Origin of the sequence: Vibrio spartinae, from assembly GCF_024347135.1 — a bacterium.
In the GTDB taxonomy this organism is placed as follows: domain Bacteria; phylum Pseudomonadota; class Gammaproteobacteria; order Enterobacterales; family Vibrionaceae; genus Vibrio; species Vibrio spartinae.
In genome coordinates, this window is record NZ_AP024907.1 from 3,839,784 (window position 1) to 3,862,239 (window position 22,456).

Below are 22,456 nucleotides of genomic sequence, written 5' to 3' on the forward strand. Positions count from 1 at the left end.
TAAATCGTAGATAATATTATTTTGAGAGCTGAGTCATGTTGTCTCACGCTATATGCATGGACAAAACCGCTACCTTTCATTGCTGTGATTTTCATCACTTCAATCCGAAGCTGCTTATATAAATAATGTGCCCGAAACACCCCTACAACAACCAGTGGATGGAATAGCAAAATGAAGACGATAAGAAAAAAACTCGCTGTCGCCGCTTTAGCAGGGACTGCACTACTCAGTGCCTCTGCTCATGCTTTCTTTGGTAACGATGATGACACGCTCAAACTCGGTTATCTGGTAAAACAACCAGAAGAACCTTGGTTCCAGACTGAATGGAATTTTGCGGAAAAAGCCGGCAAAGAGTATGGCTTCGACGTGATTAAGATGGCCGTCCCCGATGGAGAGAAAACCCTCAATGCGATCGATACCCTTGCGGCGAGCGGTGCCAAAGGTTTTGTCATTTGTACCCCTGACCCTAAACTCGGGCCAGCCATTATGGCAAAAGCCAAGAGTTATGATCTCAAAGTCATCACGGTTGACGATCAGTTCCTCAATGCCAAAGGCAAACCGATGACCGATGTCCCATTGGTGATGATGGCCGCCAGTCAAATCGGTCAACGTCAGGGAAAAGAGCTGTATAAAGAAATGACCAAACGCGGATGGAACCCGGCTAACAGTGCCGTTATGGCAATTACCGCAGATGAACTCGATACCGCTCGTCGTCGGGTCGATGGTTCCATCTTGGCACTGAAAGAAGCAGGCTTCCCAGCAGATCAAATCTATCGCGTACCAACCAAAACCAACGACATTCCCGGTGCACTGGATGCCGCCAACTCGCTGTTGGTGCAATATCCGAATGTCAAACACTGGCTGGTGGTCGGCATGAATGACAACACCGTGTTGGGTGGCGTTCGGGCAACTGAAGGTCAGGGTTTTGATGCGAAAAACGTGATTGGTATTGGTATCAATGGTGTGGATGCCGTCAACGAGCTGGCAAAATCCAAACCAACCGGGTTCTACGGATCGTTACTCCCGAGTCCGGACGTGCACGGCTTTAAGAGTATCGAATCGCTATATAAATGGGTTGAAGATGGTGTCGAACCGAAGAAATTCGTTGAAGTCACTGATGTTGTTCTGATTACCCGCGAGAACTACAAAGCAGAACTGAAGAAAAAAGGACTGTAATCCCCGGTCGGTGGCACCGTGTTGTGCCACCTTCTGAACCCACAGGAGGCCACTATGGCAGCATTGCCCTCTTCTTTAGAGTTTAGTCAGATTTCTAAGCACTTTCCGGGCGTAAAAGCGCTCTCGAATATTAGTTTTCGTGCCCAAAGCAACAGCGTTCATGCGCTGATGGGAGAAAATGGTGCCGGGAAATCGACCTTGCTGAAAATTCTCAGCGGGCTCTATCAACCTACAGAAGGACAATTGATCATTGATGGTCAGTCCGCTGTATTTTCCTCAACCGTTGATGCACTCAATCACGGTATTGCGATTATTTATCAGGAGCTGAATCTGGTTCCGGAACTCAGTGTTGCTGAAAATATTTATCTGGGCCAGTTACCGACGAAAAATGGATCGGTTGATCGGGAAACCCTTCACCGTAATGCACGAGAACAGTTAATCCGACTCGGGGAAGATTTTGACCCCTCCCGTCCACTGAAAGAATTCTCGATTGGTCAGTGGCAAATGGTTGAAATTGCGAAAGCCCTCAGCCGCAATGCACGCATCATTGCCTTTGACGAACCGACCAGTAGTTTGTCACAACGGGAAATCCAGAATTTATTTAAAGTCATTCGTGAATTGCGTGATGACGGCAAAATCATTCTTTATGTGTCACACCGAATGGAAGAAATCTTCGAGCTGTGTGATGCCATTACAATTTTCAAAGACGGTACCCACGTCCAGACTTTCGATACATTGACCGATCTCACCAATGACCGACTCGTCGAACTGATGGTCGGGCGAGAAATCAATGATATCTATCATTACCGCAACCGCGAGCACGGTGAAAGCGGACTTAAAATTGACGAGCTGATGGGGCCGGGGCTTACCCAGCCAGTTTCTCTCGACATTCGTCGCGGAGAGATTCTCGGACTCTTCGGCTTGGTTGGTGCCGGTCGGACGGAACTGACACGGCTGATTTTCGGGGCAGATAAAGCGACTGCCGGCACACTCACCATCCAAGGTGAAACCGTCCGGATTAACTCCCCCAGTGAAGCAATTCGGGCCGGTGTAACCCTCTGCCCGGAAGATCGTAAAGCTGATGGTATCGTGCCGATTCTTTCAGTCCGGGAAAACACCAATATCAGTGCCCGGCCAGACTTTCTCAAGCCCGGCGGATGCATTGATTTTAGCTGGGAAGAGAAAAATGCCCAGTTACAGTGCGAAGCACTAAACGTGAAAGCCGCCTCCCTTGACCAACTTATCGGTGAGCTCTCAGGCGGCAACCAGCAAAAAGTGATTCTTGCCCGTTGGCTTTCAACGGACATGAAAGTCATCCTACTCGACGAACCGACCCGGGGAATCGATGTCGGTGCAAAATCTGAAATTTATGAATTGATCTTCAAATTGGCAGAGAACGGTGTCGCGGTACTCGTGGTATCCAGTGACCTGCCAGAAGTGTTGGGGATCTCCGATCGATTACTGGTCATGAAAGACGGTGCGATCTCCGGAGAACTACAACGTGAACAGTTTGATGAACAAACCGCATTACGTCTGGCGATGTTGGGTACAACCAACCCTGTCGCAGCATAGAGGAAATCAGTAATGGCCATTACAACCACCAAACCGAATACCAATGAGACGAAGAAACCGGGCCTCGATTTCTCCCACATCTGGGACAAATTCGGGATGCTCATTGTATTTGCAGGGCTATTTCTGCTCTGCGCCTTTTTTGTGCCCTATTTCGCCACCTTTATCAATATGAAAGGATTGGGACTGGCGATCTCCATGAGCGGCATGGTCGCTTGTGCCATGTTATTCTGCCTTGCCTGTGGTGACCTTGACCTCTCGGTTGCCTCAGTCATTGCCTGCTCCGGCGTCGTTACCGCTGTCGCAATCAATGCCACCAGTAGTGTCACTCTCGGCATCATTGCCGGATTACTCTCTGGGGTCTTTTTTGGTCTGATCAATGGTTTCGTCATCGCCAAACTACAGGTCAATGCCCTGATCACCACACTGGCGACTATGCAGATCGCGCGCGGACTGGGTTACATTATCTCTGACGGGAAAGCGGTCGGTATTACCGAAGAAAACTTTTTCGCACTGGGTAACTCTTCAGTGCTGGGCATTCCGACACCGGTCTGGCTGACAATTATCACATTTATTGTCTTTGCATTCCTGCTCAACCGGACGGTTTACGGCCGCAATACGCTCGCCATCGGAGGCAACGAAGAAGCCGCACGATTAGCTGGGGTGAATGTAGTAAAAACCAAACTCATCATCTTCACCGTATCGGGATTTATCTCCGCGCTGGCCGGTGTGATTCTCGCAGCACGGATGACCAGTGGACAGCCGATGACCTCTGTCGGTTTCGAACTGGTCGTTATCTCCGCCTGTGTATTGGGTGGCGTGTCACTGAAAGGCGGGATCGGAAAAGTATCCTACGTGATTGCAGGGGTGCTGATTCTGGGCACCGTCGAGAATGCGATGAACCTACTGAATATGTCTCCGTTCGCACAATATGTGGTTCGCGGTTCGATTCTGTTAGCAGCCGTCATTTTTGACCGCTACAAACAGAAATCCAGAAAGGTTTAAGTTATCGGCGTTGTGATATTTAACAGCAGATAATGACTTCCCCCCAAAGCCCTCGGCAGATTTCCCTGTCCGGGGGCTTTGAATATTTAAGGCACTTCTGCGCATTATCAGGGAGAAAAACTCAGGAGGCCGGATTTATTTGTTTTTCCAGTCGGTACTGATTGGATTGGATACCGTGTTTTTTTCCAAAGTGTAAGTACCATTTTGCTGTGCGATCGCTTCCCCGGTATCGACAATTGCATTCTGGATAAATATGTTTTTAGCATTATCGCCCCGAACGAAAGTCAGCTGATGATATGCGGTTTTATTTCCCCAGTCTGGAGAGGGCAAGGATATAAATCTAACCGTATAGGTTTCATCACTAAAATCCCCTTGCATAACATAAACACCGTAATGGTTTTCGCCTTGAGAAATGATTTTATACGTCCCGTTGTTATAGTAATAAACCTCTGCATCGGGAAACGGTTTCTTACTGTACATTTTCCGGTAGTGAAGCACTTGTTTATAGGTTGGCTCACCAAAGTTTACGGTTAACGCCTTCCCATCATTAGATGTGGTTAACCCTTCTGCATACGCCGTACAACCTAGCATTAACAAACCCGCTGTTGAGAGTATTTTCACTGGGGGATTCCTTCAGTTGATTGAATAAATTTCTGCTTTCAAATGTTTTTATGATGATGGTTGCACAATTGTTTCATTACTTGATTATTTCGGTCAAGTTAAACCGAACTTATTTCAATCATTTCCTCAGAGACAGTTCATTATTACGTACCCGCCCTCTTTTGACATTCGCGCAAAACTTTCCCAATCACCGGTAGCCGGGCTTTGGTGACCAAAGATGTCGACCCCTACACCATTGTTGGCGGTAATCCCGCAAAAGCGATAAGAAAACGCTTTTCAGAACCGGAAATTGCAATGTTGTTGGAGATGCAATGGTGGGATTGGCCGTTGGAACAGATTAAACAAGCAATGCCGTTGTTGTGTTCGTCTGATATTGCCGGTCTTTTCCAGCAGTGGCAGCGCTCAAAAGCCTGATCAACCGCTGCCGTCTCCCCTTTCAAGAGACGGCTTATCGCCTTTATCAGGATCAGTTTCATGTTGTAACGCAGCGGTTGATGCTGAAGCTTTAATTAAAGCTGAATAGCAAGCAGGTGTTAGAGCTTTGAATTAAATCGAATTTTTATTAGCAACATGCACAAAGTCGGGGGCAATGGTGTTCTTTGTTAGCCCCTTCCGCCGACTGCAACGGGCGTATATTGAAGCCCGTTATTCAGAGCATTATGAAATTACCGCAGAAGAGCTGACGTATCTCGAAAGTGAAGTTCAGCGCTTAAAAGAATTGGTGGCACGGGTTTGTCTGTTGCGGCTTGGGTCAGCCTGAGTGTGTCATTGGTGAATGACACTTTAGAGCAAGGATATTACACGCAGAACTTTTATACCTACAATTCTGAGTGGGAGTTGTATGTGTAAACTCACTAGCAATATTAAATAGTGACAATGCTTCCAATCAAGAACTGGCGGATAGAGGACTTTATTAATGGTAGTAGACACATATAAACCAGAATCTTAGACTCACGTTATCAACTCATTATAACAACAGGTTCATATATCTCATATTGCGTATATTACAATAAATGGTGCGACTCAAGGATTAATTTCTAGTGGCTGTAATACTAAAGATTCTATGGGGAATAAATATCAGGAATCCCATACTGATGAGATTACAATTTTATCCTGTGTTCATCATATGGCAAAAGATGCACAGCAACATCGGAAAAATCATAATCCGATTATCATTTCCAAAAACATAGATAAATCAAGCCCTCTGCTTGCCACAGCATTTGCCAAGCAAGAACACTTAAATTGTACTATCAATTTTTACCGAACCAATGAACAAGGTTATAACGAAAAGTTTTATACAATTGAACTCGAAAAAGCAGTAATTTCCAGCCTCGATTTTTCTCTTCCTCATACGACTCATGCTCACAAAGAAGAAATGCATGAGGTGATTGCACTAAGCTATCAAAACATTGTGTGGAAACACAATGTTTCAGGAACTATGGGCTACGATAGTTGGGGAAATGGTGGCAGGGGAAGTGAATAAGTTTCCCCAAAATCTAGGGCTTATCGTTTTACTATAATAGGTTTATTTTTACTTTATTCACCAGTTACTGAGTAGGGAATCTGTAATGGTTCAATTAAATGAGGATCAGTTAGAAACGGCATTATCACAATTGGAATCCGCTACATTCAATTTTGCTTATAGATATATCAATGACGGAAATGTCAGACAAAGCTACATCAACCAGACGAAGAAATTATCTCAAGAATATCGTTTAAAAGTTTCTTCAGGAACGATTTCTGCGTCTGATGCCGCAAGGCAAGTCAATCAACTGCGAAATGAGATACTAGAAGTATCGAGACTGCGTTCCAGTGATATTGGCAAAGCAAAAACAGTCAGCCTCAAGAAGACAGGACTAACTCTGGAAACATTAACGGAAAAATATTCTCTTCGTCAGTTCAATAAACCTTTTGAACAATTATCTTCCTTTGAACAGAATAAGGTCTATCTGGAAATTATAGAAAGTTCTGGCAGATCGAGACCATCAGTCAATGCAGCAGCAATCAGATATTCCCGTTTAGGACGGGGATTATTAATTGTGACCTTAGGTGTTTCCGTATACAACATCGCAACAGCTGAAGATAAATTAGAAGCCACAACGAAAGAAGGTGTTGTACTTGGCGGTGGTTTTGCTGGAGGTGCATTGGGTGGAGCAACAGCAGGTCTTATTTGTGGTCCAGGAGCACCAGTATGCGTGACCATAGGGGCATTCATCGGTGGAGCATTAGGTGCACTTGGAGCTGATATGACATTTGGGTGGTACTTTGAATGAACAAAATTAATGTATTCAATGTGATGAAAGATATCTCAGCAAACAGTGATGTCTCCCAAGTTACCCTCTCCCACCGAGAATTGAATCAGGAGGTTGAACTAAGTGGAAAAATTCTGGAGGCCCAGTATCAAACTGACGCAGGAGACTACCTTTTGTTTCTGACTGAAGATGTTCCTTATGAAGAAGCGCTCCATATGTACCTGCTCGATCAATCACTGAAGATTATTGAAACATTAGAACTTTCAGCTGAATATACCGCAGGAATACTTCGGGATATTCGAGTCATTGAAAAAAATAAGATCCGTTTTTTCTTCTTTGATAATGATCAATCTTGGCAATTAGAAGTTCTGCAAGCTCCCAAGCGAAACCCACTCCGATCTATCTATCCGGTAAAAAAGAAAGGTAAGTTTTGGGAGAAATCCCAATTACGACTCCAACCTCTATAGGTGTTATAGCTTTGAATTACAACAAATTTTTATTAGCAACATGCACAAAGTTGGGATTAATGGTGTTCTTTGTTAGCCCCTTCTTTTATGCTACCTCAATCTGCCGAACGTTTTCTGACCAGTGCCCTGCTTACCTGCACTAACTATCTGCACAAAACCTCCACACTTTCAGTGTTTGAAATAACGCACAGGTCATTGACGTCGTTTCAACACAAATTCTATTGAGTGTATTCAAGAAACATTAAGGATTGTACTGCACCATCTTGGACATCGGTCAGTATAATTTCAGATGTTCCTTGTCTGTATGTCCTGTGGGTGCTATCTCCAATGTACTTTTTCTGAGATAAATATGAGTGTAAGGTTTTTGTGTCTAGATGACAGTCTAGTTGCATCATCATCGGTTTCGGGCCATCCGCTGAACGATATCTAAACTGAGGAGCTGTCTGGCAGAGATCTTTTATATCGACAATGTCTTCAGGCGTTAAAATTAAATAATCGAGACTATTCTGGCTGTATTGGCGATCCTCTGCAAACTGCATCATCAAGGCATAAATAAAAACCGATAGAAACAATACAAATACAAGGGAAATCGTTACAAATGACCTTTTACTCATATCAATGTACCACCTGATATAATTTACCTTCCAGAATAGGACACACAATCACGCCCCCACCGAATGCAACTGTTGAACCAGGGTAATGAATGCCTTGACCGCAGGGCTGACCTGATAACTGTCCAACACCGCCAGACCAATACGCCGCTTGATCGGCGGAGACAATGGCCGACAAACATAACGATCCGAGTCGTAATCCGGTAGCGACGATTCCGCCACAACGGAAATCGCATCACCACTTTCAACGAGCGACAGAATACTGAGCAACTGCGACGTACGATAGCGAATCTGCGGCTGCAACTTTTCGGCATGAAACAGGCGAATAACCCACTCACCGGATCCCGCCCCGGTCAAGATAAACGGGTCATAACACAGTGACGATAACGTCACCGACTCAAGCCGACTCAGTGGATGTGCCGCAGGCAGTAAAGCCACCATCTGATCGTCCAATAACGGGAACACATCCAGATCATTTTCCGGCAAAACCACAAAACCCACATCGACGCGACGCTCTCTCAACCACTGAACCACCTGCATATCCGGCCCTTCATCGATATAGACTTCGATCCCCGGAAATTTTTTCTGATACTGGTGAATCATATGCGGCAACAAGCGGACCGATGAGGTCGGCCCAAATGAACCGATACGCAACATGCCTTGCTTCATCCCCTGTGCATCGGTCGCTTCCTGACGCATTGTTTCTGCGATGCCCAATAAGGTCCGTGAGCGCGCTAACAACCGAGTGCCGATATCGGTCAGCTCGACACGGCTCTGATGACGGTGGAATAGTTTCACCCCAAATTCATCTTCTAACGCTTTGATCGCATGTGACACCCCCGATTGAGAGATGCCGAGCCGCTGGGCCGCAATCGTAAAATGCAGGCTATCCGATAAAACCGAAAATATTTCCAACTGTGTGAATGTCATACCCACCCCATGAGTAAATGCTCATTTCCTTATGAGTGATCATATCGATAATTATATAAAACCATATGAATCAAATCTTTTCTATGGTCAACACCATAAAAAATGATGGCAAAGGAGTGGAAGTATGGTTCATCAGTCACAACGCTCGACGGATGGCGTTTCATCTTTATGGCCGGCAATGAACGGCTATTTTTTATCTTTTCAGGAAATTCCGGCACATTGTCAGCCCCAAAATAAAACGCAACAGACGGTCTATCAGCTCTTGGCCGGATTTGACGGCACTACCAGCTGTGAAATCCGAGAGTTTTATCGGTTTAATTTACATCTTGCCCAAATGAACTGGCGTGAAATCCAAAGACCGGAATTCAAACTCATCTATCAGGCTTGTGAAGCTTGGGCGCGGTTTCAGTATGAACAAGCCTATACGCTGATGAGAGTTCACTTAAAGCGCTTTCCGACCGATGTGATTGCGCTGTATATCTTGCATATGTTTGAGTTCTGTACCGGGCGAACCACACGGTTGCTCGATGTGCTGGAACATTGTGGAGCGGCCTTACCCCGCACCCATGCGCTCTACCCTTTCTATCTCGCGATCAAGTCTTTTGTGCTGTGTGAATGTCAGCAATATGAGCCAGCCTTAGCCGCTGGCTGGGATTCTATCGAAAACTGTCCGGACAATGTGTACGGTATTCACGCGATTGTCCACACGTTGCACGAAACCGGCCAATGGGAACAAATCATCGAATTCTTAAATCACCGAGCCTCATCATGGATGAATAATCCCGGAATGAAAATTCATATCTGCTGGCATCTTGTCATTGCCTATGAACAAAATCAGATGCCGGAAGCTGCCTTAGAGACCTTCCACACCTTGTGTGACATGAAAGAAACACCGTTTGCGAAACAGGATCTCGATGCCGTCGGGTTTCTATGGCGACTTCACCTGAAACAGACCGATCATGGATTTCAGACACAGTGGCAGAGGCTTGCAACACTCTGGACGGGTGTGATTGAAAACTCTGTCTCTTATCTTCACAAGCTCCATGCCGCGTTGTCATTCTCTGCGACCAAACAACCGCTTCTGATTGAAAAGCTCATCGCTGAATGTGACGGCTTCGGGATTGACCCGCAAACACACCGTACTGGTGTCGCCATTTTAAGAGCGATTCATCAGTTGACACTCGGACAGTATCAAACCTGTGTATCGGAACTGGAACAGAGCCAGCAATCTTGGCACCTCATCGGTGGCAGTCATGCACAGCGCGACATCCTCCGCCTGACCAAAGTGTATGCGGCACAACACACACAACACGCCCTCAATATAGCGAGTTAATGAAAGATGAGTCATACAACAAATCCCCTCTCTCAGCTGCATGACAGCCGAGCCCGCCACCCCGGCATCTATCTCAAACTCGCTTTGGTTTCAGTCATCTGGGGCGGAACATTTGTTGCCGGACGGGCAATCAATCCGGAAATCCCGCCGCTCGTCTCTGCAACACTGCGTTTCTTGCTGGCCGGTGCGACACTGGTACTGGTGTTAACCTTGAGCGGAAAAGGGTTTGTCCGCATCACCAAAAAACAAGTCGGTGTCCTGTTGGGGCTTGGTTTCTGTGGTATCTATACCTATAACCTGTTTTTCTTTTATGGATTACAACATATCAGTGCTTCCCGAGCCTCGCTGATCGTTGCCGCGAATCCGGCCATGATTGCTATCGCGTCTTTTCTGTTCCACAAAGAACGGTTTTCACTCACCCGCCTATGCGGGATTACCCTTTGTATCGCCGGTGCAGCAATGGTGATTATCAGTAAATCCCCTCAATCCGTGTTTCAGGCACACACCTCAATCATCGGTGATCTCATGATTGTCGGCTGCGTACTGAGTTGGGTTGCCTATAGCGTTTTCGGTAAACACACCGTACAAACCATCGGCCCGCTGCATACGGTGACTTATTCGGTGTTAGCCGGTGCAGCCATGCTCACACTGACCACCCTGTTCAGCGGTCAGTTTCATCTCGGGACACTGGCATCGATTCATGTTCAGGATTTCATGAGCCTCAGTTATCTGGGGATTATCGGGTCAGCGCTTGCTTATATCTGGTACTACAGTGGCATTGACAAGATCGGGGCAACCCGGGCTGGTGCTTTTATTGCACTCAATCCAATTGCAGCGGTCTCTCTGGGCGCGCTCCTACTGGATGAGCGTCTCAGCGTGTTAATGGGTGTGGGTGGCTTGCTTGCGATTGTGGGGATTCTACTCTGTAACCGACCGGATAAATTGAAGCCGGGTCAGGTCACACCGGATCCGTTACTGGCGACTCAAGGCCGCTAATCCGGGATTCCAGAAGACCCGTGATTTAAGCCATAAGTAATGACCGATGATTCACTCGCAAAAAATTGCCCGCCAGACGGTGGGCAATTGGTTTTATGACGTTGCGCTAAGTTTGCCTAGATATCGGTCACCAAAGTGCGGAATGTCGGCTGCATGATTTCAGCAATCAAATCGACGAAGGGTGGTCTGAGCAAACTGAAATGATCAGCACGACTCTCAATGCAATGGAGATTGAGTGACTGCGCCTGCCAAGCTTCTTTGACACCGGATTTCATATCCTGAGTAAACACCAGATTGACCAAAACCTTGGGTTGTACCGCCGGTTGGTAATGCGTTCGGATGTTGGTCGCAAAGACCGAGAAAATACCATCCAAGTCATCCACACTGGTATTGCCCGTCAGCACGCCTTGCTCAACCAGATAACCATGCACCAACGTCAACCGTTCTCTGTGGCTGAGAGCTTTCAGGTCTTGCTCTGTCAGGCCTAAAGCCGCACCTTGTCTTTCAAACTGCTCGATGAGCAACATCAGTGCGGACAAATCGCTGTATTCACGTGGCGTTGCATCCGGCGCTTCAGAATCCGCAACCGTCAGTGAGGCCACCGGAATCCCTGCTGCTTCGAGCAATGCGGCCAGCGCCAAGGCAACCCAGCCCCCGAACGAGTGTCCGACAATATGAATCGGCCCGACACAAGGCCTTGATTCCAGCGCTTGCAGATAGAAAGCCGCTGCTGCCTGTACCGTGGTATGCGGAATCTCATGGCCTTTCAAACCACGCGGTTGGAGCCCAAGAACCGTCCAGTCCGATTCAATGGACTGCACCAGTCCCATAAAGGCACAAACATTCACGCCGGCACCGGGAATACACAAGACGGTCGGGCCGTGACCATGGCCTTCCTGAAGGGTTACCAGTGGATCATACTCGGCATTGCGCATCACGTTACCGGCAGCATAGTCTTTTTCGCGATCATGCAGATCGTTTGAGATCGCCTGACCGACATAGCCAATATATGGTTCCACAATCAAGTGATAGTGTGTTGCCCCCGGAATGGTCGTCGGACGAATCGACGCTTCAGGTAAGAAGCGATCCCAGCGCAAATAAGGCACGACATCGTCCTCTTCACCTTGAGGACGCAGCTCAGCAACATAAAGATCGATATCGACCGGTAGATTGTTGTACTCATATTCCGCCCGGATCAACGCCTCGCGGTGCAACATCCAGTTCATGAAATAGGTGTCTGTCCAGCCAGCCGGTAACATGCCCATATCTTTGGCCATCCGGTAGTGATCTTTCCATGTCATCCCCGCTTCCAGCGTACTTTCCGATTCAGCCAGACCATAGATGTCATACGCAAGACCATCGTAAATCTCTTTACTCATCAGTAGAATTTTCTGCTCTTCGGTCAGATGCTCTTCACCCACATGACGCGGAACAAAGGCTTTCTCTGCTCTCGTATCAATCACACCGACGTATTCAATCTCCTGATCTTGCCCGAGCAGTTGTCTCGCCACTTCATAAGCCAGTGTGCCGCCCAGCGAAATGCCCGTCATCCGATACGGCCCTTCCGGTTGGGTTTCACGGATAATTCTGACATAACGTGCCGCAGCGCCCTGAATGGTGTAGAACGGTGGTGTATGACGTGCCGGAGCCACCAGACCATAAACAGCAATATCTTGATCGATATAAGAGGTCAGCAAAGGTGAATACAGCATCTCTCCGCTGGCTTCCGGCACAATAAATAGTGGCCGCTGATTACCGGTTGCAGGACGAAGTGCCACAGCATGTTCAATTAACACCTCAGAACTGCGCTGAATGTAATCTGCAATATCGGCGAGTCGCGATGCAGAAAACAGTGTTGAGAGTGTCAGTTCATAACCATGCTGACGGGCTTCATTGAGGAACTGTACCGCCACCAGTGAGTGACCGCCCAATTCAAAGAAGCTGTCGTTGCGACCGACTTTTTCAACCCCGAGCAATCGCTGCCAAATCGCAGCAATGGTTTCTTCCACTTCACCTTCTGGCGGAATATAAACTTGCGTGACAAAGTCATCGCCTTCCGGCTCTGGCAGTGATTTATGATCAACTTTGCCGTTCGGTGTCAGCGGAATCTGATCGAGTTTGACATAAGCCGCGGGCACCATGTAATCCGGCAGACGCGCAGACAAGTAAGCACGCAGCGGGGCAGTTTGCGCATTGCCGACATAGTAAGCCAGCAAGCGCTGATCATGATTCTGTGTTTGCACCGCAATCACGACGGCTTCAGCGACCCCGTGATGGGTACTCATACAGGCACTGATTTCTCCCAGCTCGATTCGGAAGCCCCGAATTTTAACCTGACTGTCATTGCGACCAAGGTATTCAATCGTCCCATCGGCAGTCCAACGGCCTAAGTCGCCACTACGATACATCCGGGCACCGAATTCATAAGAGTACGGGTCATCGAGGAAACGTTCTTCCGTCATGTCGGGGCGGTTGAGGTAACCTCTGGCGACACTCTTACCACCGATATAGATTTCTCCTTTGACACCGACAGGAACCGACTGCAGATATTCATCCAGAATATAGATACTGGTATTATCGATCGGTGAACCAATATGTAATAAATCGTCTGTCGGCTGAATCACGCCCGATGTTGCAACCACGGTGGTTTCGGTTGGTCCGTAGTTATTGACCAGCGTAAATGAGGTCTCCGGATGCGGATGATGGTTTAATCGATCCCCTCCCACTAACAATGTCCGCAGCGTCGGGTGGTCAAGTCGTCTTGACAGGACCAGTTCAGCGATCGGTGTCGACAAGAAACCCACTTCAATCGGTCGTGATATCCACCACGCCAGTAACTGCTCCGGATCGCGAGAAATCTCAAGCGTCGGCAACATGATATGTGCCCCGGTACACAGCGGCGGCCAGACTTCCCAGACGGTTGCGTCAAAACCAACCCCCGCCACACTGGAAACGCAAGTACCGGCCTGAATCTCAAACGCCCGATTGTGCCAATGCACCAGATTTGCCAGATTGCGATGTTCAACCATCACCCCTTTTGGCTGTCCGGTTGAGCCAGAGGTGTAAATGATATAAGCCAAGTGATCCGGTCGAATATGCTCAGATTGCGGATTGTTTGCCGGATAATCGCGCCACATAAACATGTCGGTACTGACGTTAATCACACGGATTCCCGCTTTGCCGACAATCGTTTCCGCATCGAGGATGCCGTCAGACAAAATTAATGTTGGCTGACTGTCCGACACCATGTATTGCAACCGATCGGCCGGATAAGTCGGATCCATCGGGATATAACAACCACCAGCCTTGAGTATCGCCAGCATCGCAACGATGAGATCGGTATTTCGGTCAAAACAGAGGCCAACCCGCTGGTCGGGAGAGACGCCCTGAGCCCGCAGATAATACGCCAGACGGTTGGCTTGCTGGTTCAGCTCTCGGTATGTCAGTTTCTGAGCATCACTCATGACCGCCATCACATCCGGATACGCGGCAGCCTGCTGTTCAAACAGCGTATGAACACCGATATCAGTAACCGCAGACGTGCGTGTTGCATTCAGTTGGTTAATCACTTTGCGGTATTCATCTTTCGGCAAGATGTTCAACGAATGGATCAACCGTTTGGGGTCATTTTCCAGTGCCGAGAGCACCTCGCGCAAAGCGCGCGTGACCATGGCACCGACACGTTCACAACCGATACTCTCATCCACTTGAATATCTAAAGAAAAACCTTGTGTGGGGTTGTCATTGACCGACAGCGTGATCGGATAGTTTGTTCGCTCTTCCGTAAACAGCAGGTTCATCGGTCCGGTGTCAATCCCGGTCTGACTGTTGCCCCCATCGTAACGGTAGTTGAGTAAGCTGCTGAACAACGGCGTTGGTGGTGCCACGCCGCTACACTGTTGAGCCAGAGACAATGAACCATGCTCATACTCAAGCATTTCCGCCAGATGCCGATGCGTATACTGCACGGCTTCCGTGACCGTTTCATTGGCCAGTGACAAACGTAACGGTAATGTATTGAGGAACATTCCCAGAACGCGGTCAGCCCCTTCGCCACCGGCCATCCGGCCAAACAGCACCGTGCCGAAAACCACATCATCACGGCCAGTCGTCGCACGAACCACCAACCCCCAAGCCAAATGGAACAAGCTGGCAGCACTGACCCCTTGACGGCGAGCCTGTTCACGGAGCAACTGAGACAGATCATCATCAACCGGCAAATGCAGTTCATGAATTTCGTGACCATCACCTTGCACATTGAGTAATCCGAATGGCGCAGAAGGCTCATCAATGTCACCAAGACACTCGGTGAAGTAAGCTCGCTCTTTTTCCGGATCGCTATCAAGCCGACTCTCAAACACAAAATTTCTGAACGGGAGTGGCGCTGGCAGTTGTTCCACGCGGTTGAGCAGATGCGCCTGTACTTCTTCCATCATCAATTCTAATGTGGTGTGATCCAGACAGAAGTGATGCATCAGCAAGCAGAGTAACCATCGCCCTTCCGCAGCATCTTCAACCTGATAAGCTTCAATCATCGGTGCCCGATGAACATCCAGACGGGTATTGCTTGGGTCGAATCGCTGCTGAATCGCTTTAACGGTGTTCGAACCATCGAGAGTCAGTGAGGTCAGCGGCAACACCGCATCACGCCATACCACCTGAACCGGTACATCCAACTGATCCCAGACGAGGCTGGTTCTGAGGATGTCATGACGTTTCACGACTGCCTGCAACGCATCAACAAACTGTTGCAACGCATCCTGACTGGCGAACGCTTTAATCGCACGTGTTACGTAAGGGTCGCCTTTTTCTTCCAACAAATGGTGGAATAAAATCCCTTCCTGTAACGGTGCCAGCGGATAGATATCCTGAATGTTTGCTGCACCACCGGGAACGGAAGCCGTAATGGTGTCGATCTGAGACTGACTCAACGCCACCAGTGACAGCATGTCTGGGGTAATTTGCGTACATCCTTCCGGAATCAGGTTCGCTGGAACCTGACGCTCGGTCTTCGATGACTGACTCAAAGTTTGCGCCAGAGCAGCCAGCGTCGGTGTCGTAAACAGCGATTTGATCGCCAAATGGTAACCGTGATGTCTCAACCGTTCGATCAACTGTACCGCCAGCAGTGAGTGTCCACCCAGTTCAAAGAAATGATCATGCCGTCCCACTTGCTCAACATGCAGCAAGGATTGCCAAATCGAGGCCAGTAACTGCTCTACGTTGCCACGTGGTGCTTCATAACTCCGGTGCACAAACGCATCAGCATCGGGTTCGGGTAATGCCCGATAATCGACTTTGCCGTTGGCTGTCAGCGGAAGCGTATCCAACCCGACAAATGCCGCTGGCACCATGTAGCTGGGCAGTGATTCACTCAGCCGCTGTTTTAACGCTTCAATGTCAATCGATACCAGGTGTTGACTGGTATAGTAAGCAACCAAACGCTCGGATGATTCACCGGCATGCAAGACGGTGACGACCGCGCTCTGAACCTCCGGACAAGCCTGCAATGCCGTTGCAATTTCACCCAGCTCGATCCGGAAGCCCCGAATTTTGACCTGACTATCATTCCGGCCCTGATATTCAATCGTTCCATCTAAACACCAGCGCGCAAGATCCCCCGTGCGATACATTTTGCTCTCTTGCTGCTTCGAGAAAGGGTCGGCCAAGAAGCGTTCTGCGGTCATCTCCGGACGATTCAAGTACCCGCGGCTGACACTATTCCCGCCGATATAGATTTCACCGGTCACCCCAAGCGAGACGGGACGTAATAATTCATCAAGGATATAGATACGCGTATTCGCAATCGGGCTACCGATATGCAGCACATCATCCGCTGCCCGAATCGCGCCCGATGTCGCAACAACAGCCGTTTCCGTCGGACCGTAATTGTTGACCAAAGTAAAAGAGACCGATTCAGCCGGTTGGCGCGTCAGCCGATCACCGCCAACCAACAGATAGCGTAACGTCTTCGGTGCAACCTGACGTGCAAATGCCAGTTCAGCAATCGGTGTCGGTAAAAAACTGACCTCAATCGGTTGTTCAACCCACCAATGAAGCAGTTGCTCGGGATCACGGGAGGCTTCCAGCGATGGCATCGTCAATGTCGCACCGGCACTCAATGGCGGCCACACTTCCCAGACAACCGCATCAAACCCGAGACCCGCGACACTTGAAGTACACGTTCCTTGTTGAACATTGAAGGCCCGGTTATGCCAGTTGACCAGATTCAGCAGTTGACGGTGTTCAACCATGACGCCTTTCGGCTGACCGGTTGAGCCAGAGGTATAGATAATATAAGCGAGATTTTCGGCACCGAGCGCACTAACTGTCGGATTTGACGACGGTTGTTCAAACCATAAGCCCCGATCTTGCTGGGTATGAATCAGCCGAGATTCGGGTAATGTTGCTGCCATCAGGTCACTGAGATCAATCACCCCGTCGGTCAACACCACGGCCGGTGCACTGTCGGCAAGCATGTACTGCAAACGTTCTGCCGGATACGCTGGATCAATCGGCACATATCCCCCACCGGCTTTCAGCGTTGCCAACATCGCGATCAGCAAGTCTGGTCCCCGACCACAGCAGATTGCAACCCGGCTTTCGGGACCAACCCCGAGAGAGCGTAAGTAATGTGCAAGACGGTTAGCACGAATGTTCAGTCCACCGTAATTGACACTTTCTCCGGCACACACGAATGCAATATGTTCCGGCTCTTCACTGGCCTGTCGTTCAAACAGTTCATGAACATACTGTGCCGGTGGAAATGCAATTTGCGTCTGATTCCATGCATCAATCATCGACGCCTCTTCCGGCATTTGCAGATGATAATAATTCACGCCCGTCAGTGCCGACTCAGCCGCTACGCAAGAGAAAAAGTGCATCAGACGATAGAAATGAGAAGCTAGGGTCATTTCACTATACAAAGCGGCATTGGCATCGATACACAGCTCCAGCCCCTGTTGAGGCCCCCGATCACAAATGTTGATCGAGAGGTCGTCAATTGGCCCCAGCGTCAGGTTATTGACATTGACAGGCGCTTCACCAAATTTCATTTCATATTCAAACGGCAGGATATTGATATCGGTCGAGAACAGTTGTTCACTCTCGGTCAGAATGCCAAGATCTGACGCCAGATCTTCACCGCGGTAACATTGGTGCCGCACGGCACCGAGAATGCGCCGTTTTACCTGAGAGACGATATCGACAAGCGTATCCTCAGTACCGATATTGAGCCGCAAGGGCAGCACATTGGAAACCATGCCGGGGAATAAACGCAGTTTCTTATGGGTTCGGGCCACCATCGGGCACCCGACAACCAAATCATCTTCTCCGGTGACGCGGTACAGATAAACCGCGATTAAAGCGATCAGCAGTTGTGGCACCTGACTTTTACATTCAACCGCCAGTTCTCTTAACATTCGGTTGGTGGACGCCGGTAAATACATCTGTTTGCGAATAATATGCGTGCAGGGGGCTTGTTTGTCAGACAAACTGACAGGCGCAGGCCGATCTTTCAGAACCTCTTGCCAATACGCTTTGTCTCGGAGGTAGTGCTTCGATGCTTTATATTCCTGCTCAATCTCAATTGCTTCAGCCAACGAAATGAACTGACAGGCTGGCGGCTCTTCTCCTGCCACCAGTGCAGAATAAATTTCAGCCACACGGCTGGATAACAGAACCCCGCCAAAGCCGTCCAACACCAAATGGTGAACACAGGCGTAATACCAAAAACGTTCCGGGCCGAGTTGTAACAACGCAAAAGAAAACGGAGGTCCCTGCTCTAGGTCAAAGGGGCGGGCCAAGTCGTCATCGAGCCATGCTTTAGCAGCGCGTTGTGGATCTGATTCTGCCTGAAAATCGAGCATGGGTAATTCCCAACTCGGATCGACACCAAACCGCTGCTTCGGTCCTTGAGGCGTCAGCTCAAAAACCTGTTGAAAGGACTCGATCTCTCTGGCAGTCCTGCGGATAGCCACTTCAAAAAGATCCGGCTGAACCACACCAGAGATTTCCAGATATTCGGTAATTTTAAAGAATTTGCCATGAGCATCGGGCTTGAGCTCTTGCGCAAACCAGATTCCCCGTTGAGCCGATGATAATGGAAGCGCCAAATGACTTTCTCGCTCTAATTGAATAGAGGATTTATGGTTATCGTTCATATTGATATTCACTCACACATTCTGATAAATAAAATTCAAACACACAGACAAAATAAAAAAGCCAACAAAGTGACAATGTTATTAAGATGAAATCTTTTTACTTTGTATAATAAAACACTATTCAATTCAATCATGAGAATGTAACGAATATATTCAATAAACCGATGAGTAATGAATAATAAAAGCAATCAAAACAACCGATAAAGCACGAAATCCATGAAAAACACAATATGAATATTTTCCAGTGAGATAAATTATTTTTTCTCGTTTTTGGTAAAAGATCAAAGTTAAAATAAATTTAATTGACAATAACCATGTTCAAATAATATCCAAAAAACAAAAATTAAAATAAAATCAATTAAAACAGATAGTTATAAAACAAAAATGGAAGTAAAAAAACAGGGGCAGTTGAGTGAAAAATTTGTGGTCTAATTTGTTTATGCCTCAGATGAGTATAACATGAAGAAAATAAGTGGATAAAAAAGTCACAGCAAATAAATAAAAAAATGCCAAATAATAAATAAACATCATAAAAAACAGGCCGGAAATCATTTAAATAATAACCACCAGCCAAACGATAATAATATTCATCCAAATACAAAAATTAATATTACATAACAAAATCACCTTCAATAAAATACAACTGGTGATTAAAATTAAATCATCACAAAATAACCTCAATTAATTTCGGCCCGAATTCCTGCATCGCCTTTTGAAAAACCATATCAAATGACCGACGCGTTTCAGCCTGAACAGCAGAAACCCCCATCCCCGAAGCTAAACCAAGCCAATCAATGGATGGATTTTCCAAACTCATCAGCGAAGCCGCAGATTGCCCCTGATTTTTTGCCCCGACACGTTGGAGTTCATGATTCAGGATCCTGTATGAACGATTACTGAATATGACCGTCACAATATCTAAGTTTTCCCTCGCTTGGGTCCAGAGTGCAGGCAACAGATACATAGCACTCCCATCCCCTTGCAAGTTGACCACCTTACGTGCCGGACACGCAATCGCCGCACCAATCGAGACCGCCATCATGCTCCCCAAAGCGCCGCCGGTCAGATTAAGATAGTCATGCGCCGCAGCGGTTTCGGTAACCTCATAATGGGGGAAACCGGATGATGCGGATTCATCACTGATAATGGCATTGTCCGGTAAATATTTGGCAATGACCTGCATGACAAATTCCGCAGTGATCGGACCATCAAGCGTATACTGCGGTACCAGATGTCTGGTGCGGTATGGCTCAATGTTCCCGACCTCGCAAGCTTCGGCTAAATCTTCAAGTGCACGCGTACTCTCTTCATGAATCTCGGTTAATCGAGTCAAACGACATCCTTCCGGTGTCAGCCAGCTCGGTTTATCGGGATAAGCAAAAAAGCTGACCGGCGGCTTGGCACCAACCAAAACAATCAATTCCGTGCCAGCCAGAAAATCAGCAGCCTGTTCGGAAAGATAAGGGAGCCGTTCAACCGGAACCCGGCCTGCCCCGCGTTGAATACGCGGTGCGAACGTATCACACAATAATCGGGCACCCGTTTTTGCAGCAATCTTCCCAGCCGCCGTTAATCCCGGCTCTAACAATGCAGAACCTCGCATGAGGATCGCTGTTTTTAGACCGCTGTTGATCAAACCGGCAACGTGATTAATTTTCTCGGCCGAGACAACGGTCGGTGCAGACGGAGCAAGTGGTGAAGCAACACACTCAGCGTCACTCCATGCTGTATCTGCCGGCAGAATCAATGTCGCAATTTGCCCCGGAGCTTGCGCAGCGACATGCACAGCCCGGGCCGCATCCTCTCCGATTTGTCGCGAACAAGAAGCGGTATAAACCCACTCAGAGACTGGGCTCGCAAATCCGTGGATATCAGATGTTAATGGTGCATCATACTGTAGATGTGTGGTGGCATGATCACCGACGATATTCACAATCGGAGAACAGGCTCGTCTGGCATTATGTAAGTTGGCCAGACCGTTGGCCAATCCCGGTCCCAAATGAAGCAATGTACATGCAGGTTTGCCTGTCATGCGCCCATACCCGTCAGCCGCACCAGTTGCCACATTTTCCTGAAGCGCCAAAACCGGACGCATCCCCGGCACGCGATCCAATGCTGCAACGAAATGCATTTCTGACGTCCCCGGATTGGCGAAACAGACTTCAACGCCACTTTCGACCAATGTCCGCAACAGACTTTCAGCCCCATTCATCGGACGGCTTTTTGTTGCATCACTCATTGCCTGAAACCTCCTATTTCTATTCTGCAAGAGAGGAAGGACATTAATGCACCTTTTTATCAAATTTAATACACTTGATGCATATTATTTCATAATTTTGTGTCTTCATACCTATTTAGCACTGCTCGGAGCTGCAACCAGTTATTATGCAATCGAGCTCAAATCAATTATTGAGACATATGACTCAAAAAAATGTATCAAGGCAGGCACCATAAAAAAGGCCTCCCTTCGATAGGGAGGCCTTTTTTTATGGCAAGAGGTAAGCGATTACTGACGGTATTCTCGTCCGACCAGCATGACGTCTTCAAAATCACTCCGGAATGGATTGATATCCAACCCACCCCGACGGGTATAACGAGCGAGTACGGTTAGTTTTTCGGGGTTACAACACCGCTTGATATCAGCAAAGATACGTTCAACGCACTGTTCGTGAAATTCATTATGTTCCCGAAAAGAGATGATGTATCGCAACAGAGTTTCCCGATCAATCTCAGCACCTTGATAGTGGATATAGACACTTCCCCAGTCTGGCTGATTCGTGACCAGGCAATTCGATTTCAGCAGATGCGAACAAAGCTTCTCTTCAACAATGTTTGCAGAGGTCGCCCCTGACAAGCGATCTTCATCATACTCATAGCTGTCAATTTCAATATCCAGATCATCAATACAGGTAAAAGATTTATCTGCACGAATTTCTAACGTTTCATCTACGGGGATCAGCTTCACCTGAACATCGCCACCCGACGTCGCACTCAAATCCTGAGTCAACGTTTCGACCAGTTCTTGCTCTGATACAAAAGAGGTCTGATTAAGGCTGTTCAGGTACAACTTGAAAGATTTGGACTCAATCAAATTTGGGCTGGTACACGGGATCATAAATTCTGCAACGGCCACCATCGGTTTGCCTTTAGAATTCAACCAGGACAGTTCATAACCGGTCCATAAGTCATACCCGGAGAAAGCGGCACTATCACATGCTGTAATATTGCCGCGCCCGCGTGCCCGAGGAATTGGGTCAAGCAGTTGGGGGGTGTAGGTTGATACATAGTCTGTTTTCTTACCAAGATTTTTAGAATAAGTCGTATCCATAATGTT

15 protein-coding genes and 1 pseudogene are annotated in these 22,456 nt (G+C 47.9%); 10 read left to right on the forward strand and 6 right to left on the reverse strand.

Features of this window, described 5'->3' with window-relative positions; all coding sequences use genetic code 11:
* The first annotated feature begins 171 nt into the window (after positions 1-171).
* Genes OCU60_RS17105 through araH form a run of 3 tightly spaced genes read left to right on the forward strand, consistent with a single transcriptional unit; the run spans position 172 to position 3,750 of the window.
* Complete coding sequence (locus tag OCU60_RS17105; RefSeq protein ID WP_074374669.1) at positions 172-1,176, forward strand: arabinose ABC transporter substrate-binding protein; 1,005 nt, start codon at positions 172-174, stop codon at positions 1,174-1,176.
* Between the two features lie 54 nt (positions 1,177-1,230).
* Positions 1,231-2,748: an L-arabinose ABC transporter ATP-binding protein AraG gene (gene araG / locus OCU60_RS17110; protein WP_074374668.1), complete on the forward strand. Its 1,518-nt coding sequence runs from the start codon at positions 1,231-1,233 to the stop codon at positions 2,746-2,748.
* Positions 2,749-2,760: 12 nt separating this feature from the next.
* Positions 2,761-3,750, forward strand: a complete 990-nt coding sequence (gene araH, locus OCU60_RS17115; protein WP_095533341.1) for an L-arabinose ABC transporter permease AraH — start codon at positions 2,761-2,763, stop codon at positions 3,748-3,750.
* Positions 3,751-3,885: 135 nt separating this feature from the next.
* Here araH and OCU60_RS17120 read toward each other — a convergent pair whose 3' ends face one another.
* On the reverse strand, positions 3,886-4,371 hold the full coding sequence (locus OCU60_RS17120) for a hypothetical protein (protein WP_205410537.1): 486 nt from the start codon (positions 4,369-4,371) through the stop codon (positions 3,886-3,888).
* 186 nt (positions 4,372-4,557) lie between these two features.
* On the opposite strand from OCU60_RS17120, the pseudogene OCU60_RS17125 reads away from it, so the two are divergent.
* The 5 genes and pseudogenes from OCU60_RS17125 to OCU60_RS17145 form a co-directional block, all read left to right on the forward strand.
* A pseudogene (locus OCU60_RS17125) lies at positions 4,558-4,785 on the forward strand (type B chloramphenicol O-acetyltransferase); the annotation flags it as partial.
* A gap of 175 nt (positions 4,786-4,960) precedes the next feature.
* Positions 4,961-5,131 carry a hypothetical protein gene (locus OCU60_RS17130; RefSeq protein WP_182287908.1) on the forward strand — a complete coding sequence of 57 codons (171 nt, stop codon included), beginning with the start codon at positions 4,961-4,963 and terminating at the stop codon, positions 5,129-5,131.
* 243 nt (positions 5,132-5,374) lie between these two features.
* Positions 5,375-5,854 (forward strand): Hcp family type VI secretion system effector, encoded by a 480-nt coding sequence (locus OCU60_RS17135; protein ID WP_261854748.1) that lies wholly within the window; start codon positions 5,375-5,377, stop codon positions 5,852-5,854.
* Positions 5,855-5,939: 85 nt separating this feature from the next.
* Positions 5,940-6,644, forward strand: coding sequence for a hypothetical protein (locus OCU60_RS17140; protein ID WP_074374666.1), 705 nt, complete (start codon positions 5,940-5,942; stop codon positions 6,642-6,644).
* On the forward strand, positions 6,641-7,090 hold the full coding sequence (locus tag OCU60_RS17145; protein ID WP_074374665.1) for a hypothetical protein: 450 nt from the start codon (positions 6,641-6,643) through the stop codon (positions 7,088-7,090). The genes OCU60_RS17140 and OCU60_RS17145 overlap by 4 nt, the downstream gene beginning before the upstream one ends.
* 218 nt (positions 7,091-7,308) lie before the next feature.
* On the opposite strand, the gene OCU60_RS17150 is transcribed toward OCU60_RS17145, so the two are convergent.
* Both OCU60_RS17150 and OCU60_RS17155 read right to left on the reverse strand, forming a co-directional pair.
* Positions 7,309-7,704, reverse strand: coding sequence for a hypothetical protein (locus OCU60_RS17150; RefSeq protein WP_074374664.1), 396 nt, complete (start codon positions 7,702-7,704; stop codon positions 7,309-7,311).
* Between the two features lie 48 nt (positions 7,705-7,752).
* Entirely contained in the window at positions 7,753-8,631 is an 879-nt protein-coding gene (locus tag OCU60_RS17155; protein WP_074374663.1) for a LysR family transcriptional regulator, read from the reverse strand.
* Positions 8,632-8,755: 124 nt separating this feature from the next.
* Here OCU60_RS17155 and OCU60_RS17160 point away from each other — a divergent pair, with 124 nt between their 5' ends.
* Together OCU60_RS17160 and OCU60_RS17165 are read left to right on the forward strand one after the other, a co-directional pair.
* A complete protein-coding gene (locus OCU60_RS17160) occupies positions 8,756-9,964 on the forward strand; it encodes a hypothetical protein (protein WP_074374662.1) in 1,209 nt (402 codons plus the stop codon).
* Positions 9,965-9,970: 6 nt separating this feature from the next.
* On the forward strand, positions 9,971-10,960 hold the full coding sequence (locus tag OCU60_RS17165) for a DMT family transporter (protein WP_083602753.1): 990 nt from the start codon (positions 9,971-9,973) through the stop codon (positions 10,958-10,960).
* A gap of 116 nt (positions 10,961-11,076) precedes the next feature.
* On the opposite strand, the gene OCU60_RS17170 is transcribed toward OCU60_RS17165, so the two are convergent.
* The 3 genes from OCU60_RS17170 to queF all read right to left on the reverse strand — a co-directional run bounded on the left by OCU60_RS17170 (position 11,077) and on the right by queF (position 22,450).
* A complete protein-coding gene (locus tag OCU60_RS17170; protein WP_074374661.1) occupies positions 11,077-19,122 on the reverse strand; it encodes a non-ribosomal peptide synthetase in 8,046 nt (2,681 codons plus the stop codon).
* 664 nt (positions 19,123-19,786) lie between these two features.
* Positions 19,787-21,361: an acetolactate synthase large subunit gene (locus OCU60_RS17175; RefSeq protein WP_205410536.1), complete on the reverse strand. Its 1,575-nt coding sequence runs from the start codon at positions 21,359-21,361 to the stop codon at positions 19,787-19,789.
* Positions 21,362-21,628: 267 nt separating this feature from the next.
* Complete coding sequence (gene queF / locus OCU60_RS17180) at positions 21,629-22,450, reverse strand: NADPH-dependent 7-cyano-7-deazaguanine reductase QueF (RefSeq protein WP_074374659.1); 822 nt, start codon at positions 22,448-22,450, stop codon at positions 21,629-21,631.
* Between the last annotated feature and the right edge of the window lie 6 nt (positions 22,451-22,456).